The following is a 15198-nucleotide window of genomic DNA, read 5'->3' on the forward strand; positions in this document are numbered from 1 at the left end:
CGAACGAAGCGAGGTGACGGTGGGCACCGTGGCCACCGACCACTCCCCCAGGCCCGGCGCGGCGCCGATCGGCCGGATGCTGCTCGCCCAGACCGCGTTCGAGACCCGGATGCTGCTGCGCAACGGCGAGCAACTGCTGCTCACCGTGGTCATCCCGACCGTGCTGCTGGTGCTGTTCTCCGCCGTGGACGTCGTCGCGGTCGAGGGACCCGGCAAGCGGGTGGATTTCCTGGCCCCCGGCCTGCTCGCGCTGGCCGTGATGTCCACCGCCTTCACCGGCCAGGCCATCGCCACCGGCTTCGAGCGCCGCTACGGCGTGCTGAAGCGGCTCGGCGCCAGTCCGTTGCCGCGCTGGGCGCTGCTGACCGCGAAGACCGGCTGCGTCCTGGTGACGGAGGCGCTGCAGGTCGCGCTGCTGACGGTGATCGCGCTGGCGCTCGGCTGGTCCCCCCAGGGCAGCCTCGTGACGGTGGTCGCGCTGCTGGTGCTCGGCACCGCCGCCTTCTCCGGGCTCGGCCTGCTGATGGCCGGCACCCTGAAGGCCGAGGCCACCCTGGCCGCCGCCAACCTGGTGTTCGTCCTGCTCCTGCTGGCCGGCGGGGTGGTCGTGCCGCTGGGCAAGTTCCCCTCCGCGGTGCGGTCGGTGCTGGAGCTGCTGCCGATCTCGGCGCTCTCGGACGGTCTGCGCTCGGTGCTCCAGGCCGGCGCCGGGGTGCCCTGGTCGGACCTCGGCATCCTGGCCGGCTGGTCGGTGCTCGGCCTGGCCGCGGCCGCCCGCTTCTTCCGCTGGGAGTAGCCCGCCGCCGCGACGCGCGACGCCCCCCGGCCGGATGCGGCCGGGGGGCGTCGCCGTGCGTACGGCTGACGTGGCGTCAGCTCTCGCTGCCGCCGCGGCGCTTGCGGGCCAGCAGGACGAGCGCGCCGCCGACCAGCAGCACGCCGCCGCCGGCCGCCGCGATCATCGGGGTGGCGTCGCTGCTACCGGTCTGGGCGAGCGCAGGCGCGCTGCCGGAAGGCGTCGGGGTGGGGGTGGGGGTCTTGCTCGGGGTCGGGGTGGCCGACGGGGTGACGGTCGGCGTCACGGTGGGCGTCGGCGTGGGCGTCGGGGTCTTCGTCGGCGTCAAGGTCGGCGTCGGCGTGGGGGTGGGGGTGGGCGTCGGGGTCGGGGTCGGCGTGGGGGTGGGGGTCGGAGTCGGTGTGTGGCACGGCTCGATGGTCTTGGTCTCGTTGATGTTCCAGCCCTTCTCGTTCGGGTTCTCCGTGGTGGTGACCACCAGGTTCGCCTTGATCGGGGCGTTGTGGTCCTTCACCGGGAAGGAGCCGTGGAACTCCGCGGGGAAGGCCTTGGCGTCCAGGACCTTCTCGCCGTCGATGACGAGGCTGACGGTGTTCTTCACGTCGGCCTTGGGGCTGTAGTTGATCAGATCGATCACGATCTTGTCACAGGTCACCGACCAACTCGGCACGTGTGCCGAAGCGTTGGTGACCAGTGCCAGAGGCAGTAGAAAACCGGCCGCAGCCGTTCCGGCAAGTGCCGTCGCGCCGATCGCGAAGTGCCGCTGCTGTCGTGCCATTACCTTGTTCCCCTCCGAACGGTCTTGTGCAGCAGGCGTGTTGAGTGGTTCGCGGTGGCCCGCTACGACTGTCCGGGGGACTCTACCGGCACTCCCGCACCCCGCCACACCCCGCCGTACGACCGGATATCGACTTTCCGTCCGTCTTCCTATGTGCATGACCAGCCCATCACAGCCGCCACCTCGCAGAACGCGAATTCGGCAAACCTGACTGAACTTCGTCACCTTCAAGACGAACGGCGCCCCCGGTGATCAGGTTCAATCACCAAGAGCGCCGCTTCGGTCAACCGACGAACATCCGGGCCATTCCGACCTTTCCGGCGGCCCGGCCCTTCCGTGCCGTCACCGCCGGTTCAGGGCCTTCAGGCCCGCTTGGCCGCCTTGCGTCGCGCGGCCACCACGATCCCGCCGCCGGCCGCGAGCACGACCGCGCCGCCGATCGCCAGCGGCAGCACCGGGCCGGAGCCGGTGTGCGCCAGGTTGCCACCCGCGTCCGGCGAGGCGGACGGGCTGCCCGCGGCCGCCGGAGCGCTCGTCGAGGCGCCGGCCGACGGACTCGCCGAACCGCTCGCGCTGGGCTTGGCACTGCCCGTCGGGGCAGCGGACGGGCTGCCCGAGGGGCTCGCCGAACCGCTCGGGGCGGTCGAGCCGCTCGGCGTGGCCGACGGCGAACCGCTCGGCACGGTCGGCGGCACGGTCGCCGGCACCGTCGGCGGCACGGACGGCGTCGGGACGGTGCCGGGCAGGCAGCCGGTGAACGGGTAGTGGTGCGTCTCCGCACCACCCTTGCCGGTCAGCGAGGCCGCGATCACCGAGCCGTTGACCGGGCCGCCGCTGCCGAGGTCGAAGGCGGCGTTCGGCGCGAGCACGGTACCGGCCCAGGCGGCCTGGCTGTTCTTGACCACCTTGGTGGCGGTCGGGAAGTTCCAGAGCAGCTTGGACCGGATCGCCCCGCCCTGGGCACTCTGGAGCTTGTCGTCCAGCACGAAGGCCTTCTTGCCCTCGTCCCACAGGTGGAAGCCGGTGGTCCCGGCCGCCGCCATGTCGTACGAGCCGCCGGTCACGTTGACCACGGTCACCGAGCCGGCCGGCACCTTGAGGAAGACGTCCTTGGCGCCCTGGAGCTTCGCCGCGTCGACGGTGAAGCTGTTGTACTTCGCGTCCCCGCCAGTGAGCGTCAGCTTGGCGCCCTCCGCCTGGACGGTGGCGCCGGAGGTCTGCGCCACGGCGGCCAGCGAGGTGGACGCGGCGCGCAGCTTGGCGAACTCGGCCTTGAAGTCGATCGGCGAGGGGCCCTGGGCGACGGTGCCCTGGTGGGCCTGGGCCACCGCGCCGTCGGCCTTGGCGCCGAAGACGCCGTTGCCCTTCATCACCTGGGTGTTGTGACCGGTGATCTTTCCGGCCACGACCAGGGCGTTCTTGCCGGGCAGAGCGTCGACCTGGGCTGCGGTGAGCTCCTGGCCGACCGAGAAGCCGCCGGTGAAGTCGGCGTTGCCGCCGACCGCGACCGCGCCCTCGGCGTCGGGGGTGTGGGTGTCGTCGCCCTCGATGAACTCACCGTAGAGGTTGGCGACCCCGAGGCCACGGCATTCCTGGGCGGGGTCGGCGGCGTGGGCGGCCGGGGCGATCAGACCGGCCAGTGCGAGTGAGCCACCGACGGCGAGCGCGGCGGCGGAAATGGGTATGCGCATGTGCAGGATCTCCGCTTGACGTGCGGGAGGGGGGGTGGGGAGAGCGGTCCGAAAAAGGTATGGACCAAGTCGCACTCTTTCGGCCAAATGGGTGATTGGTCAAGACCAATTCACTCCTTGACCGAAGCACCCCGTTTTGTCCGCGTGTCACTCCCCCGCGTGTCGCCCGCCACCGGTTCCGCACCGCCCCGCCGTGCCCCCGCGCCCCGCCCCAAGATCGCCTGTAAGGCCGCCTACGATTGACCCCGTGCCTAACCCCTTCTCCTGGCTCGCCGAGCGCTGGCAGCCCTCCGCCGCGATGGTCCGACGCGCCGCGCTCGCCGCGCTGGTGATGAGCGTGGTGATCGTCGTCACCGGCGGCGCCGTCCGGCTCACCGCCTCCGGCCTCGGCTGTACGACGTGGCCCCGCTGCACCGACGACAGCCTGACGCCCACCGCCGAGATGGGCTTCCACGGCGTCGTCGAGTTCACCAACCGGATGCTCACCTACGTGCTGAGCGCCGCCGTCGGCTGGGCGATCCTGGCCGCCCGCTGCCACCGGCCCTGGCGGCACAGCCTGACGAAGCTCGGCTGGGCGCAGTTCTGGCTGGTGATGAGCAACGCCGTACTCGGCGGCATCACCGTGCTGACCGGCCTCAACCCGTACACCGTGGCGCTGCACATGATCGCCGCGATGGCCCTGGTCTGGGTAGCGCTGCTGACGTGGGAGCGGTCCAAGGAGGGCGACGGCCCGGCCACGCTCGCGGTCGCCCCGCCGATCCAGCGGCTCTCGTACGTCCTGGTCACCGTGATCGGCCTGCTCGTCGCGGCCGGCACCCTGGTGACCGGCGCCGGCCACCACCCCGGCACGCCCAAGGACAACAAGATCGTCCCGCGGATCCCGATCGACTACGACCGCCTGGCCCAGTTCCACGCCGACCTCGCCTTCGTCGCGGTCGGCCTGGCCATCGCGGTGATCTTCGTCTTCGCCGCGGTGAAGGCCCCGCCGGCCGCCCGGGCCAGGGCCAGGGAACTGCTCGCCGTCCTGCTGCTGCAGGGCGTGCTCGGCTTCATCCAGTACTTCACCGACGCCCCCGAGCTCATGGTCGGCCTGCACATGCTGCTCGCCGCACTCACCTGGATCGCCGTCCTGCGCATCCCGCTCGCCCTGCGCACCCGCGAGGCCGAAGAGACCCCCGAGCAGTTGCCGGCGCAGACCCCGCAGGCTGCCACCGTCTGAGCGTCGCCGGAGGCCCCCATCCCCCGGGATGGGGGCCTCCGGCATGTCACAGCAGGCGTCGGCCGCCGTCGTGTTTCCGGATGCCCGGCGCCGCGTCGTCCCGAAGCGCATCCAGGACACGGATCGCTTGAATCTCGGACACCTTGGCCGACGTGAGCCGGCCGACCTCCAGCGACTCGTCCGATAGCCGCTCTGCCCCCTTCACTGCCCCTGGCGTCACCAGGCCTCCGATCCGTCACGCAGATACCGTGCTCGGCCGTCTGCGATTGCCCTGACAGCTGCGTCCAGCCGGTTCCGCTGGCGAAGCCGCAGTCGGTTGGCGGCCTCCGATACGGGGAGGAAGACTGCCTCGGACAGTTCGTCGTCGTGTGGGCGAACCCTCGCGGCCCGAGCGGGTGAGAGGGTGCCCGCGTCGAAGATGAACGCGATCTGGTCGTCCCAGGGACCGTGCGGCGCAACCCAGTCCACCACCAGCAGGCGATGGATCCTGATCTCCAGGCCCAGTTCCTCGCGCAGTTCCTGCACTGCGGCCTCGTCCGGTGGCTCGTTGGCCTCAGCCATCCCGCCGGGGAGGTCCCAGCCCTCCTTGTAGGTAGGGTTGACGGTCAGGATGCGACCGGCCCGGTCGCGCAGGATCACGTCCGCTGAGACACGCTTACGGGCCTGCCTGGCATTGCCCTCGGCAAGGTGGGCGTTCCAGGCTTCGGTATCGGTGGAAACGGGCCTCACGTTGAACCTCCCCGAGGCAACGGGACGATGCCGGCTGGCAAGAGCTGCCGCGCTCTGCACGTCTCATCGAATCGTGCCAGGTACTCACCGACAGGCCGTAGTCGCGGTGCCTTCCGAGGAATTCACGGAGGGCATCCAGCTCGGCTCACCCACGGCCACTGGGGCGTCACGCTCCTCCCGTTCAGGAAGATCGTCCATGCCGACCTGACGACGCCCGCACCGATCAAGCCCTCCCCCAGAACCCTTCCCGTCCGCCAAGCAGGCCCGCCTGATCCACGGATCGGCACAGCACGGATCGCCGCTGGGCCCGCCGGGTCGGCGGGCCCAGCGGCCAAGTCGCGCAAACCCCCTGCCCGCACACGCCGACGCCCCCTTGAACCCAAGATCACGATGGGGGCCTTCGCCGTTTTGTCACAACAACTGTCGCCCGTCGTGCGTCCGGATGCCCGGTGCCGTGCCATCCTGTAGCGCGTCCAGGACCCGTACGGCATAGACCTCGCCCATGCGCCCGGAGACCTCGTCCGGGGTGAGCCAGGCGACTTCGACCGACTCGTCCGAGAGCCGCTCCGCCCCACCCTCCGGTCGGCAGCGGAGGACGAGGGCGACGACCCCTCGGCTCACGTTCTTGTAGACACCGGTCAGCCGCTCCACGCCGACGTTGATGCCGGTCTCCTCGTAGACCTCGCGGCGCACGCCGTCCTCGACGGTTTCGTCCAGCTCCAGCACTCCACCCGGAGGCTCCCAGGTCCCGTTGTCAGCCCGGCGAATCGCCAGCACCCGGCCGTCCTCGCGTACCACCACCCCCGCGACGGACACCGAGTGGAGCGGCAGCGGCATCCCCACCTCCCGTGGATCTCGCCTCCCGGTATCGCCGGTCATGTGGCCGGCCTTGAACGGCTGCCGAGGGTGGGACGAAGCACGTCCAGGACATGGGTCCAGTTGTACTCGTCGCGTGCTCCGCCGGACTTGGGCCGGTGGGGAACGGAGTCACCGAACAGGACGCCCATCGAGCGCAGTCGGGCCAGGCTCTCCGAATAGGCCGGGTGGGCCGCCAGGGCGGAGTTGACATAGGGCTGGACGACGACGGGAATGCCCAGCCCGTACGCCTCGCAGAGGATGCCCAACGCCAGCGTGTCAGCGATTCCGAGGGCCCACTTGTTGATGGTGTTGAAGGTGGCGGAGACGACCGCGACGGCATCGGCCTCCGGCAGCGGCCGGGAACTACCGGGCGCACGCCAGGCCGAGCGGATTGGATAGCCGGTATGAGCCTCGATGGCTTCTTGATCCAGGAAACCGAGTGCGTTGGGAGTGGCGATCACCCCGACCTTCCATCCCTCCGCGTGGGCGGCAGTGATCAGTTCGCTCACGCCGTCAGCGATTCCCGAGGCACAGACGATGACGTAGAGGAACGGATCATGATGCCCGGTCAAACCTGAACTCCTGTTCCAAGGAACGCATCCCGCCACCTTCGGCGAGTATCGTCCCGTTGGCTGCTACGAACGGAGTACCAGTATGCCCAGGCACTTCTCCGAACACACGGGCGAGCGCATCGCCCAGTACCGCAAGCTCCGCCATCTGACCCAGCGGGAACTCGCCGGTCGCGCCCACATCTCCTACAGCATGCTGACCAAGGTCGAACAGGGGGCCAAGCCCGCCACACCCAGCGTGATCGCCGCTGTCGCCCGGGCTCTGTTCGTCCAGACCGTCGACCTCACGGGCCAGCCGTACATGACCGAGTTACAGCAGGACGAACTCGACGTGCTGATCCAGCCGATCCGCGAAGCACTCGATCTGTACGACCTCGGCGTCGATCCCGAGATCGTCCCCCGCTCGACGGACGAACTGCACTCCGAATCGGAGCAGTTGTGCGCCCGGATTCGCGAGACCCGCATCAAGGACGCCGCCCGGGTCCTTCCGGCTCTGATGATCGAAGCCACAACGGCCGCACACATGGCGCCCTCCGAGAAGGCGTGGCAGGTGCTGGCGAGCACATGCCGCACGGCCTATGACATCACCGCGAAGTTGGGCTACAGCGATCTCTGCGTCGTGGCTCTGGACCGCATGGCATGGGCGGCCGAGCGCGCATCCGACCCGGTGGTCGCCGGAGTTCGCCAGTATCTGCGATCGCTGGTCTACCTTCGAGCAGGCCAGTACGACATCGGGAAGCGACTCGTCGGGGTCGGCATGGGCGCCCTCGAACAAGCCGACAACAGCCGGATCCGGGACGTGGCGGTGGGGCAACTGCATCTCGGTGCAGCCATGTTGGCCGCACGATCCGGGGAGGGCGACGCGGCAGCCGAGCACATCGCGGCCGCGGCACGGATCGCAGATGTCACCGGCGAGGCCATGCAGGTGCACTGGCTGTCGTTCGGCCCGACAAACGTCGCCGTGCACCAGGTAGCGACCCTGGCAGAGCAGTACCGGTATGCGGAAGCCGTCCGAGCCGCCGACCAGGTCCGGATCCCCGCAGAGTGGCCCGCCTCGCGCGCCTCGGCACACATCGCAGAGGTAGCGCGGGCGCAGTTGTGGATCGGGCGCTCGGAGGCATCACTGAAGTCGCTGCAGCGCGCGAGGGAGTTGGCGCCACAACAGATGCGCTACCACCCGATGGTGCGCGAGACAGTCGCCGGGCTCGTCTCGGCTCGCCGCTCGATGCCGGACACCCTCACGAACATGGCGCACTGGGCGGGAATCTAATCATCACTCCATGGAGCCGCACTATCACCAGTGAGTGATACTCCACCCCTTCTCCCATGGCGATGCTCTCCATAACGAGTCCGTCACGCCCAGGAGAAGCACTGATGACCCTCCTCTCGAACGCCGTGAGAGGCGACGCCGTACTCCGGCAAGCCCCCGATGCGAGCGCCCACCTTCGGGCCGCACCGGAGATCGTCCGGCTTCCCTACCTGCCGGAATCGGTGGCCGCCGCCCGCCAGTTCGTCACCGCAAAACTGCGGGAGTGGGGTCTCGACGACCTGGTGGACGACGCCGCTGTGATCGTCAGCGAGTTGGCCACCAACTCCTCCAAGACCGGCTGCCGGACCCGCATGCTCGTCGGCGTCCGCCGTCCGACCGACCGCATCGTCCGCATTCTCGTCGGTGACGGTTGCCGGTCGATGCCCGTGATGATCCAGGCCGGACCCGACGCCACGTCCGGCCGGGGCCTGGCGATGGTCCACCGGCTCACCCGTGGCCGCTGGGGCGTCACGCTCCTCCCCTTCGGGAAGGTCGTCCACGCCGACCTCACGACCCCCGCGCCGATCAACCGCTCCCCCTGAAGCTCCTCCCGTCCGCGCCCCCGGGCCGGGCGGCGCGGACGGAAGCACCAACACTCAGCCGTGCCCGTCGCCACCCTGGCCGTCACCTCCGGCTCGCCCCCCGATCGTCCGGCCCTCGCCATCCCCACCCTCGCCTGAAAGCCCGACCACCCATGAACCTCGCCACCCTGGCTCAGCACGCCCTCTCCCGCAGCCACACCCCCGCCGAGACGTACGCCCTGATCGCCCGGCGCACCGGCCGCCCCCTTCCCTCGGCCCGCGCCGTCTGCCTCGCCCTCACCATCCCCCTGGCCGAGACCACCCGCCGCCTCAACGACTGCCACGACGCCCTCCTCGCCGACCCCCGCCCCGACTCCGAGACCGACACCGGCGAAGTCCTCGAAGCCCTCGGCGTCTTCGACATCCCCAAATCCCTCACCGACACCGAACTCGCCGTCGTCGAACACCTCCTGACCGCCGTCGACGCCCACGGCAGCCTCCGCCCCGGCCACCGGCACGGCCTCCAGCGCTGGTTCACCACCGGCAACCTCACCACCGCCTACCTCTCCCTCGCCGCCACCCGGCCCCTCCCCCGCACCGGCGATCCCACCCGCTACTGGGCCTCCCTCGTCTCGGCCGGTGAACTCCTGGCCGCCACCCCCGCCCCCGACACTCGCATCAAGTACGCCCTCGTCCGCTGCCGCGACCGCGCGGCCGGAGCCACCCGGCCCGCCTGATCCACGGACCAGCACAGGGCGGATCGCCGCCGGGCCCGCCGGGTCGGCGGACCCGGCGGCCAGGTCACGCGAGCGCCCTGCCCGCACACGCCGACGGGCCGGTTCCCCCACGTGGGGGAACCGGCCCGTTCGTCGTACCGGGGTGCGGTCAGATCTGAATCCCGGCCATCCGCTTCCACTCGTACTCGCCGGTCTTCACCCTGAGGCCCAGCTCGCCCTCGAAGTCGTCGTGCAGGGTCAGCCCGGCCAGTTCAGCGGCCCTGCGGCCGACGGCGTAGCTGGGGGCCACCTGGTCGCCCCAGGCACCGTCCGCCCCGACCACGACGATCCGGGTGGCCACGGTGCCGACGTACTCGACGACCGCGTCGGCGCTGCCCCCGTGCTCGCGGGCGAAGCTGGTCAGGTGCTTGGCGATGCGCTTGGCACGGCGCTCGGCACGGGCGTCCGGCGCGGCGGCGGTGACGGTCTCTGCGCTGCTCATGCCCGCATGCTACCCACCGGTAGGCGCCCTGGCGACGGGAGCGCCCTGTGCACCGGGCCACATACTGGGAAGGTGACCTTCAACGGCTGGCCGGCCGAGGCGCTCGACTTCTACGAGCACCTGGAAGCCGACAACTCGAAGACCTTCTGGCAGGCCCACAAGGAGCAGTACGACGACGCCGTACGGGCGCCGATGGAGCGGCTGCTCTCCGACCTGGAGCCGGAGTTCGGGCCGGGGAAGGTGTTCCGCCCGAACCGCGACATCCGGTTCAGCGCCGACAAGTCCCCGTACAAGACCCACATCGGCGCGCACCTGGAGAGCGGCGGCTACGTCCAGCTCTCCGCCGACGGCCTGGCCTGCGGCAACGGCATGTACCAGCTGGCCCCCGACCAGCTGGACCGCTACCGCGCCGCCGTCGCCGAGGACGTCGGCGGCGCCGAGCTGGAGCGGGTGATCGCCCGGGTAGAGCGGGCCGGCCCGCGGGTGCACGGCCGGGACTCCCTCAAATCGGCCCCGCGCGGCTACCCCAGGGACCACCCCAGGATCGCCCTGCTGCGCCACAAGGGCCTGGTGGCCTGGCAGGAGTGGGAGCCGGCGGCGTGGCTGGACACCCGCGCCGCCTACACCCGGATCACCGGCTTCCTGCACGCCTCCCAGCCGCTCAGGGACTGGCTGGACGGCCACGTCGGCCCCTCCGAGCTCCCCTCCCGCTGAGAACGCGAAGAGCCCCGGTCCGCTGGACCGGGGCTCTTCCGACAGGAAGTCCTACTTCACGAACGGGTCGACCGCGCAGACCACCATCAGCAGCGACAGGTAGGTGATCGACCAGTGGAACAGTCGCATCTCCTTGAGCTTCGCGCCCACGATCCCGGCCTTGGCCCGCCCGTACAGCGCGTGCGCCTCGCGCAGCCAGAACCCGCCGAGCAGCACCGCGGCGACGGGGTACAGCCAGCTCATGTGCCCCACCGGCCAGAGCGCCAGCGAGACCGCCACCATCACCCAGGAGTAGGCGACGACCTGCTTGCCGACCGCCACGTTGCCCTTGACCACCGGCAGCATCGGCACGCCGGCCCGCTCGTAGTCGTCGCGGACCTTCATCGACAGCACCCAGGTGTGCGGCGGCGTCCAGAAGAACACCACCAGGAACAGCAGCACCGCGGCCCAGGACACCGTGTTGGTCACCGAGGACCAGCCGACCAGCACCGGCATGCAGCCGGCGATGCCGCCCCAGACGATGTTCTGCGAGGTGCGCCGCTTGAGCCCCAGCGTGTAGACGAACACGTAGAACAGCAGCGCGCCCAGCGCCAGCCAGGCGGACAGCCAGTTGACCCCGAAGCCCAGCAGCACGGTCGAGACGACCGCGAGCACGATGCCGAACACCAGCGCCTCGCGCGGCGACACCATCCCGGTGACGATCGGCCGGCGCTCGGTGCGCGACATGACCGCGTCGATGTCACGGTCGATGTACATGTTGAGGGCGTTGGCGCCGCCCGCCGAGAGGTAGCCGCCGACGACGACCTTCAGCACCAGCAGCATGTTCGGCACGCCCTGCTGGGCCAGGAACATCACCGGCACGGTGCTCATCAGCAGCAGCTCGATGATCCGCGGCTTGGTCAGTGCGACGAACGCGCCGACACGGGCCCCGAGCGGCCGGTGCGCAGGAGTCGCCCCGGTGACCCCGGCGGGACGGGTTTCGACGGCGGTCACTAACACCCCAACTGAAGATGAATCCTCGCAGGCGTCCACAGGAACGAAGGGTCCCGAATCGTCCGCTCTGCGCGTACCACGACACCATAGACGTTCCATATATCCCATCCGGCTCCGGGGTCCCCCGGCGAGGCGGAACGCACACCCCCGGGTGAACCGGGTCGGACGAGGCCCCCGAACGGCTCCGGCCGGGCCTGGCTAGCCCGTCCTGGCCACCGGAGCGGCGCGATGCCGCAAATCGGGAGAGTCTGGACAAAAGCGGTCAGACAGCCCTAGTGGGAATCACCCTGCGGAAATGCCGGTTGTCTCAGCACGGAGGGTGAGCCGCGGCCCGGACGGTAGGCTCGCACGCAGAAGCGGGATCTACCCTCCGTGACCGGCACCACCCAGCGTCGGGACCACAGCGCCGTGGCCGACCCGGTCCCCATTCACGGGGTCACTCTTCACAACGGAAGGAGCCCTGAGACAGGGTGAGCACTGCGCCGACGAACGCATTCGAGTGGACCGATCTGGATGAGCGCACGGTTGACACTGCGCGGGTCCTGGCCATGGACGCCGTCCAGAAGGTCGGCAACGGACACCCCGGGACGGCCATGTCGCTGGCCCCGGCGGCGTACCTGATCTTCCAGCGGTTCCTGCGCCACGACCCGACGGACCCGTCCTGGGCCGGACGCGACCGCTTCGTCCTCTCCCCCGGGCACACCAGCCTGACGCTCTACACCCAGCTCTACTTCTCCGGCTACGGCCTGGAGCTGGACGACCTCAAGGCCTTCCGGGTCGGCGGCAGCCGCACCCCCGGCCACCCCGAGCACGGCCACACCGCCGGCGTGGAGACCACCACCGGGCCGCTCGGCCAGGGCATCGCCAACGCGGTCGGCATGGCGATGGCCGCCCGCTACGAGCGCGGCCTGTTCGACCCGGAGGCCCCGGCCGGCGAGTCTCCCTTCGACCACACCATCTGGGCCATCGTCTCCGACGGCGACCTGGAGGAGGGCATCTCCGCCGAGGCCTCGTCGCTGGCCGGCCACCAGAAGCTGGGCAACCTGGTCGCCCTCTACGACGACAACCACATCTCGATCGAGGGCGACACCGAGACCGCCTTCTCCGAGGACGTCCTCAAGCGCTACGAGGCGTACGGCTGGCACGTCCAGCGGGTGACTCCGAAGTCCAACGGCGACATCGACGTGGCCGCCCTGGCCGAGGCGCTGGCCGCGGCCAAGGCCGAGACCGCCCGCCCGTCGATCATCTCGATGCGCACGATCATCGCCTGGCCGGCCCCGGACGCCCAGAACACCGCCAAGGCGCACGGCTCCGCGCTCGGCGCCGCCGAGATCGCCGCCACCAAGAAGGTCCTGGGCTTCGACCCGGAGAAGACCTTCGAGGTCAGCGACCAGGTCATCGAGCACGCCCGGCTGGTCATCAAGCGCGGCAAGGCCGCCCGCGACCAGTGGCAGCAGGGCTTCGACGCCTGGCGCGCCGCCGCCCCGCAGCGCGCCGCCGAGTTCGACCGGATCCGGGCCGGCGAGCTGCCCGAGGGCTGGAAGAAGGCCGTCCCCGCCTTCCCGGCCGGCAAGGACGTCGCCACCCGCAAGGCCTCCGGCGACACCCTCAAGGCGCTCGGCGCGGTGATCCCCGAGCTGTGGGGCGGCTCCGCCGACCTCGCCGAGTCGAACCTCACCACCATCGACGAGGACAGCTCCTTCCTCCCCGACGGCAACCCGCTGAAGTCGGCGAGCCCGTACGGCCGCACGATCCACTTCGGCATCCGCGAGCACGCCATGGGCTCGACCATGAACGGCATCGCCCTGCACGGCGGGACCCGGGTGTACGGCGGCACCTTCCTGGTGTTCGCCGACTACATGCGCCCGGCCGTCCGCCTGGCCGCGCTGATGAAGCTGCCGGTCACCTACGTGTGGACGCACGACTCGATCGGCCTCGGCGAGGACGGCCCGACCCACCAGCCGGTCGAGCACATGGCGTCGCTGCGCGCCATCCCCGGCCTGTCCATGGTCCGCCCGGCCGACGCCAACGAGACCGCCGTCGCCTGGCGCACCGTCATCGAGCGCCAGACCAGCCACCCCGGCCCGGTCGGCCTGGCCCTGACCCGTCAGGGCGTCCCGACCTTCGACCGCGAGGTCTTCGGCTCCGCCGAGGGCACCGCGAAGGGCGGCTACATCCTGGCCGAGGCCTCCACCGGCGACCCGCAGCTGATCCTGCTCGGCACCGGCTCCGAGGTCCAGCTGGCCGTCCGCGCCCGCGAGGTGCTGGAGGCCGAGGGCATCGCCACCCGCGTGGTCTCGCTGCCGTCCTTCGAGTGGTTCCAGGAGCAGGACCAGGCCTACCGCGACAGCGTGCTGCCGCCGTCGGTCAAGGCCCGGGTGTCGGTCGAGGCCGGCATCGCCCAGGGCTGGCGCGAACTGGTCGGCGACCACGGCCGGATCGTCTCGCTGGAGCACTTCGGTGCCTCCGCCGACTACAAGGTGCTCTTCGAGGAGTTCGGCATCACCGCCGAGCGCGTGGTGGCCGAGGCCCACAACGCCCTGCGCTCCCTCGAAGCCGTCAACCGCTAGCGGCACCCGGCCGGGGCCGCCGACCGCACATCGGCGCCCCGGCCCCCTTCGACTACCCCACGAAGCAGAAGAACAAGGGACTGAAGCACCATGACTGACGCATTGAAGCGCCTCAGCGACGAAGGCGTTGCGATCTGGCTGGACGACCTCAGCCGCACCCGGCTGAACTCCGGCAACCTGGCCGAACTGGTGCAGAACAAGCACGTGGTGGGCGTCACCACCAACCCGACCATCTTCCAGAAGGCCATCGCCGGCGCCGGCGACGACTCCTACGACGGCCAGCTGCGCGACCTCGCCGTCCGCAAGGTCACCACCGACGAGGCGATCCGCATGATCACCACCTCGGACGTGCGCGACGCGGCCGACGTGCTGCGCCCGGTCTACGACGCCTCCAACGGCCGCGACGGCCGGGTCTCCATCGAGGTCGACCCGCGCCTGGCGCACGAGACCGCCGCGACCGTGGCCGAGGCCAAGCAGCTGTGGTGGCTGGTCGACCGCCCGAACGTCTTCATCAAGATCCCCGCCACCAAGGCCGGCCTGCCCGCGATCGGCGAGGTCATCGGCCGGGGCATCAGCGTCAACGTCACGCTGATCTTCTCGCTGGAGCGCTACAAGGCCGTCATCGACGCCTACCTGACCGGCCTGGAGACCGCCAAGGCCAAGGGTCTGGACCTCTCCCAGATCGAGTCGGTCGCCTCCTTCTTCGTCTCCCGCGTGGACACCGAGATCGACAAGCGCCTGGACAAGATCGGCGGCGAGGCCAGGGACCTGCGTTCCAAGGCCGCGCTGGCCAACGCCCGCCTCGCCTACCAGGCGTACGAGGAGGTCTTCGGCAGCGTCGACGGCCGGACCGCGGGCAGCTCCCGCTGGCTCGCCCTGGAGGCCGCCGGCGCCAAGCCGCAGCGCCCGCTGTGGGCCTCCACCGGCGTCAAGGACCCGGCCCTGCCGGACACCCTGTACGTCACCGAGCTGGTCGCCCCCGGCACCGTCAACACGATGCCCGAGGCCACCCTGGACGCCACCGCCGACCACGGCGTGGTCACCGGCAACACCATCGTCCCCAACTACGCCGACGCCAAGGCCGTGCTGGACGCGATCGCCGCCGCCGGCGTGGACTACGACGACGTCGTCCAGCTCCTGGAGGACGAGGGCGTCGAGAAGTTCGAGCAGTCCTGGAACGAGCTGCTCGACACCGTCACCGCCTCGCTCGCCTCCTTCGCCGACGAGAAGTGA

At 70.5% G+C, this 15198-nt stretch carries 15 protein-coding genes; 8 read left to right on the forward strand and 7 right to left on the reverse strand.

The features are described 5' to 3' along the window. The first annotated feature begins 76 nt into the window (after nt 1–76). A complete protein-coding gene (locus BU198_RS33110) occupies nt 77–796 on the forward strand; it encodes an ABC transporter permease (protein ID WP_188300564.1) in 720 nt (239 codons plus the stop codon). Between the two features lie 76 nt (nt 797–872). Here the strand turns inward: BU198_RS33110 and BU198_RS33115 are convergent, their stop codons facing one another. Further along, entirely contained in the window at nt 873–1574 is a 702-nt protein-coding gene (locus tag BU198_RS33115) for an LAETG motif-containing sortase-dependent surface protein (RefSeq protein WP_188300537.1), read from the reverse strand. Nucleotides 1575–1936: 362 nt separating this feature from the next. Next, a complete protein-coding gene (locus BU198_RS33120) occupies nt 1937–3265 on the reverse strand; it encodes a choice-of-anchor A family protein (RefSeq protein WP_188300538.1) in 1329 nt (442 codons plus the stop codon). 247 nt (nt 3266–3512) lie between these two features. Between BU198_RS33120 and BU198_RS33125 the strand changes: the two genes are divergently transcribed. After that, complete coding sequence (locus BU198_RS33125) at nt 3513–4484, forward strand: COX15/CtaA family protein (RefSeq protein ID WP_411293264.1); 972 nt, start codon at nt 3513–3515, stop codon at nt 4482–4484. A 216-nt stretch (nt 4485–4700) separates the two neighbouring features. Here BU198_RS33125 and BU198_RS33130 read toward each other — a convergent pair whose 3' ends face one another. From BU198_RS33130 to BU198_RS33140, 3 genes are all read right to left on the reverse strand, one after another. Then, nucleotides 4701–5213, reverse strand: a complete 513-nt coding sequence (locus BU198_RS33130; protein WP_188300539.1) for an NUDIX domain-containing protein — start codon at nt 5211–5213, stop codon at nt 4701–4703. A gap of 411 nt (nt 5214–5624) precedes the next feature. Further along, on the reverse strand, nt 5625–6050 hold the full coding sequence (locus BU198_RS33135; protein ID WP_188300540.1) for an NUDIX hydrolase: 426 nt from the start codon (nt 6048–6050) through the stop codon (nt 5625–5627). A gap of 38 nt (nt 6051–6088) precedes the next feature. Then, entirely contained in the window at nt 6089–6643 is a 555-nt protein-coding gene (locus BU198_RS33140; protein ID WP_188300541.1) for a flavoprotein, read from the reverse strand. Nucleotides 6644–6725: 82 nt separating this feature from the next. On the opposite strand from BU198_RS33140, the gene BU198_RS33145 reads away from it, so the two are divergent. The 3 genes from BU198_RS33145 to BU198_RS33155 all read left to right on the forward strand — a co-directional run bounded on the left by BU198_RS33145 (nt 6726) and on the right by BU198_RS33155 (nt 9207). Then, complete coding sequence (locus BU198_RS33145) at nt 6726–7910, forward strand: helix-turn-helix domain-containing protein (protein ID WP_188300542.1); 1185 nt, start codon at nt 6726–6728, stop codon at nt 7908–7910. 104 nt (nt 7911–8014) lie between these two features. Next, nucleotides 8015–8491 (forward strand): ATP-binding protein, encoded by a 477-nt coding sequence (locus tag BU198_RS33150; RefSeq protein ID WP_188300543.1) that lies wholly within the window; start codon nt 8015–8017, stop codon nt 8489–8491. A gap of 152 nt (nt 8492–8643) precedes the next feature. Continuing rightward, on the forward strand, nt 8644–9207 hold the full coding sequence (locus tag BU198_RS33155) for a hypothetical protein (protein WP_188300544.1): 564 nt from the start codon (nt 8644–8646) through the stop codon (nt 9205–9207). 148 nt (nt 9208–9355) lie between these two features. Here the strand turns inward: BU198_RS33155 and BU198_RS33160 are convergent, their stop codons facing one another. Next, nucleotides 9356–9688 (reverse strand): hypothetical protein, encoded by a 333-nt coding sequence (locus BU198_RS33160; RefSeq protein ID WP_188300545.1) that lies wholly within the window; start codon nt 9686–9688, stop codon nt 9356–9358. 72 nt (nt 9689–9760) lie between these two features. Here BU198_RS33160 and BU198_RS33165 point away from each other — a divergent pair, with 72 nt between their 5' ends. Then, nucleotides 9761–10402: a DUF2461 domain-containing protein gene (locus BU198_RS33165; protein WP_317620427.1), complete on the forward strand. Its 642-nt coding sequence runs from the start codon at nt 9761–9763 to the stop codon at nt 10400–10402. 51 nt (nt 10403–10453) lie between these two features. Here BU198_RS33165 and BU198_RS33170 read toward each other — a convergent pair whose 3' ends face one another. Further along, complete coding sequence (locus BU198_RS33170) at nt 10454–11401, reverse strand: heme o synthase (RefSeq protein ID WP_188300547.1); 948 nt, start codon at nt 11399–11401, stop codon at nt 10454–10456. 464 nt (nt 11402–11865) lie between these two features. Between BU198_RS33170 and tkt the strand changes: the two genes are divergently transcribed. Both tkt and tal read left to right on the forward strand, forming a co-directional pair. Then, entirely contained in the window at nt 11866–13965 is a 2100-nt protein-coding gene (gene tkt, locus BU198_RS33175; protein WP_188300548.1) for a transketolase, read from the forward strand. A 90-nt stretch (nt 13966–14055) separates the two neighbouring features. Next, nucleotides 14056–15198, forward strand: a complete 1143-nt coding sequence (gene tal, locus BU198_RS33180) for a transaldolase (RefSeq protein WP_188300549.1) — start codon at nt 14056–14058, stop codon at nt 15196–15198.

This window comes from Streptomyces sp. CBMA156 (genome assembly GCF_014596515.1).
In the GTDB taxonomy this organism is placed as follows: Bacteria; Actinomycetota; Actinomycetes; order Streptomycetales; family Streptomycetaceae; genus Kitasatospora.

Coding starts and splice junctions, on each gene's coding strand:
- BU198_RS33110 (WP_188300564.1), top strand. CDS start 77: ATGCTGCTCGCCCAGACCGCGTTCGAGACCCGGATGCTGCTGCGCAAC.
- BU198_RS33160 (WP_188300545.1), bottom strand. CDS start 9,688: ATGAGCAGCGCAGAGACCGTCACCGCCGCCGCGCCGGACGCCCGTGCC.
- BU198_RS33155 (WP_188300544.1), top strand. CDS start 8,644: ATGAACCTCGCCACCCTGGCTCAGCACGCCCTCTCCCGCAGCCACACC.
- BU198_RS33150 (WP_188300543.1), top strand. CDS start 8,015: ATGACCCTCCTCTCGAACGCCGTGAGAGGCGACGCCGTACTCCGGCAA.
- BU198_RS33115 (WP_188300537.1), bottom strand. CDS start 1,574: ATGGCACGACAGCAGCGGCACTTCGCGATCGGCGCGACGGCACTTGCC.
- BU198_RS33135 (WP_188300540.1), bottom strand. CDS start 6,050: ATGCCGCTGCCGCTCCACTCGGTGTCCGTCGCGGGGGTGGTGGTACGC.
- BU198_RS33145 (WP_188300542.1), top strand. CDS start 6,726: ATGCCCAGGCACTTCTCCGAACACACGGGCGAGCGCATCGCCCAGTAC.
- tal (WP_188300549.1), top strand. CDS start 14,056: ATGACTGACGCATTGAAGCGCCTCAGCGACGAAGGCGTTGCGATCTGG.
- BU198_RS33120 (WP_188300538.1), bottom strand. CDS start 3,265: ATGCGCATACCCATTTCCGCCGCCGCGCTCGCCGTCGGTGGCTCACTC.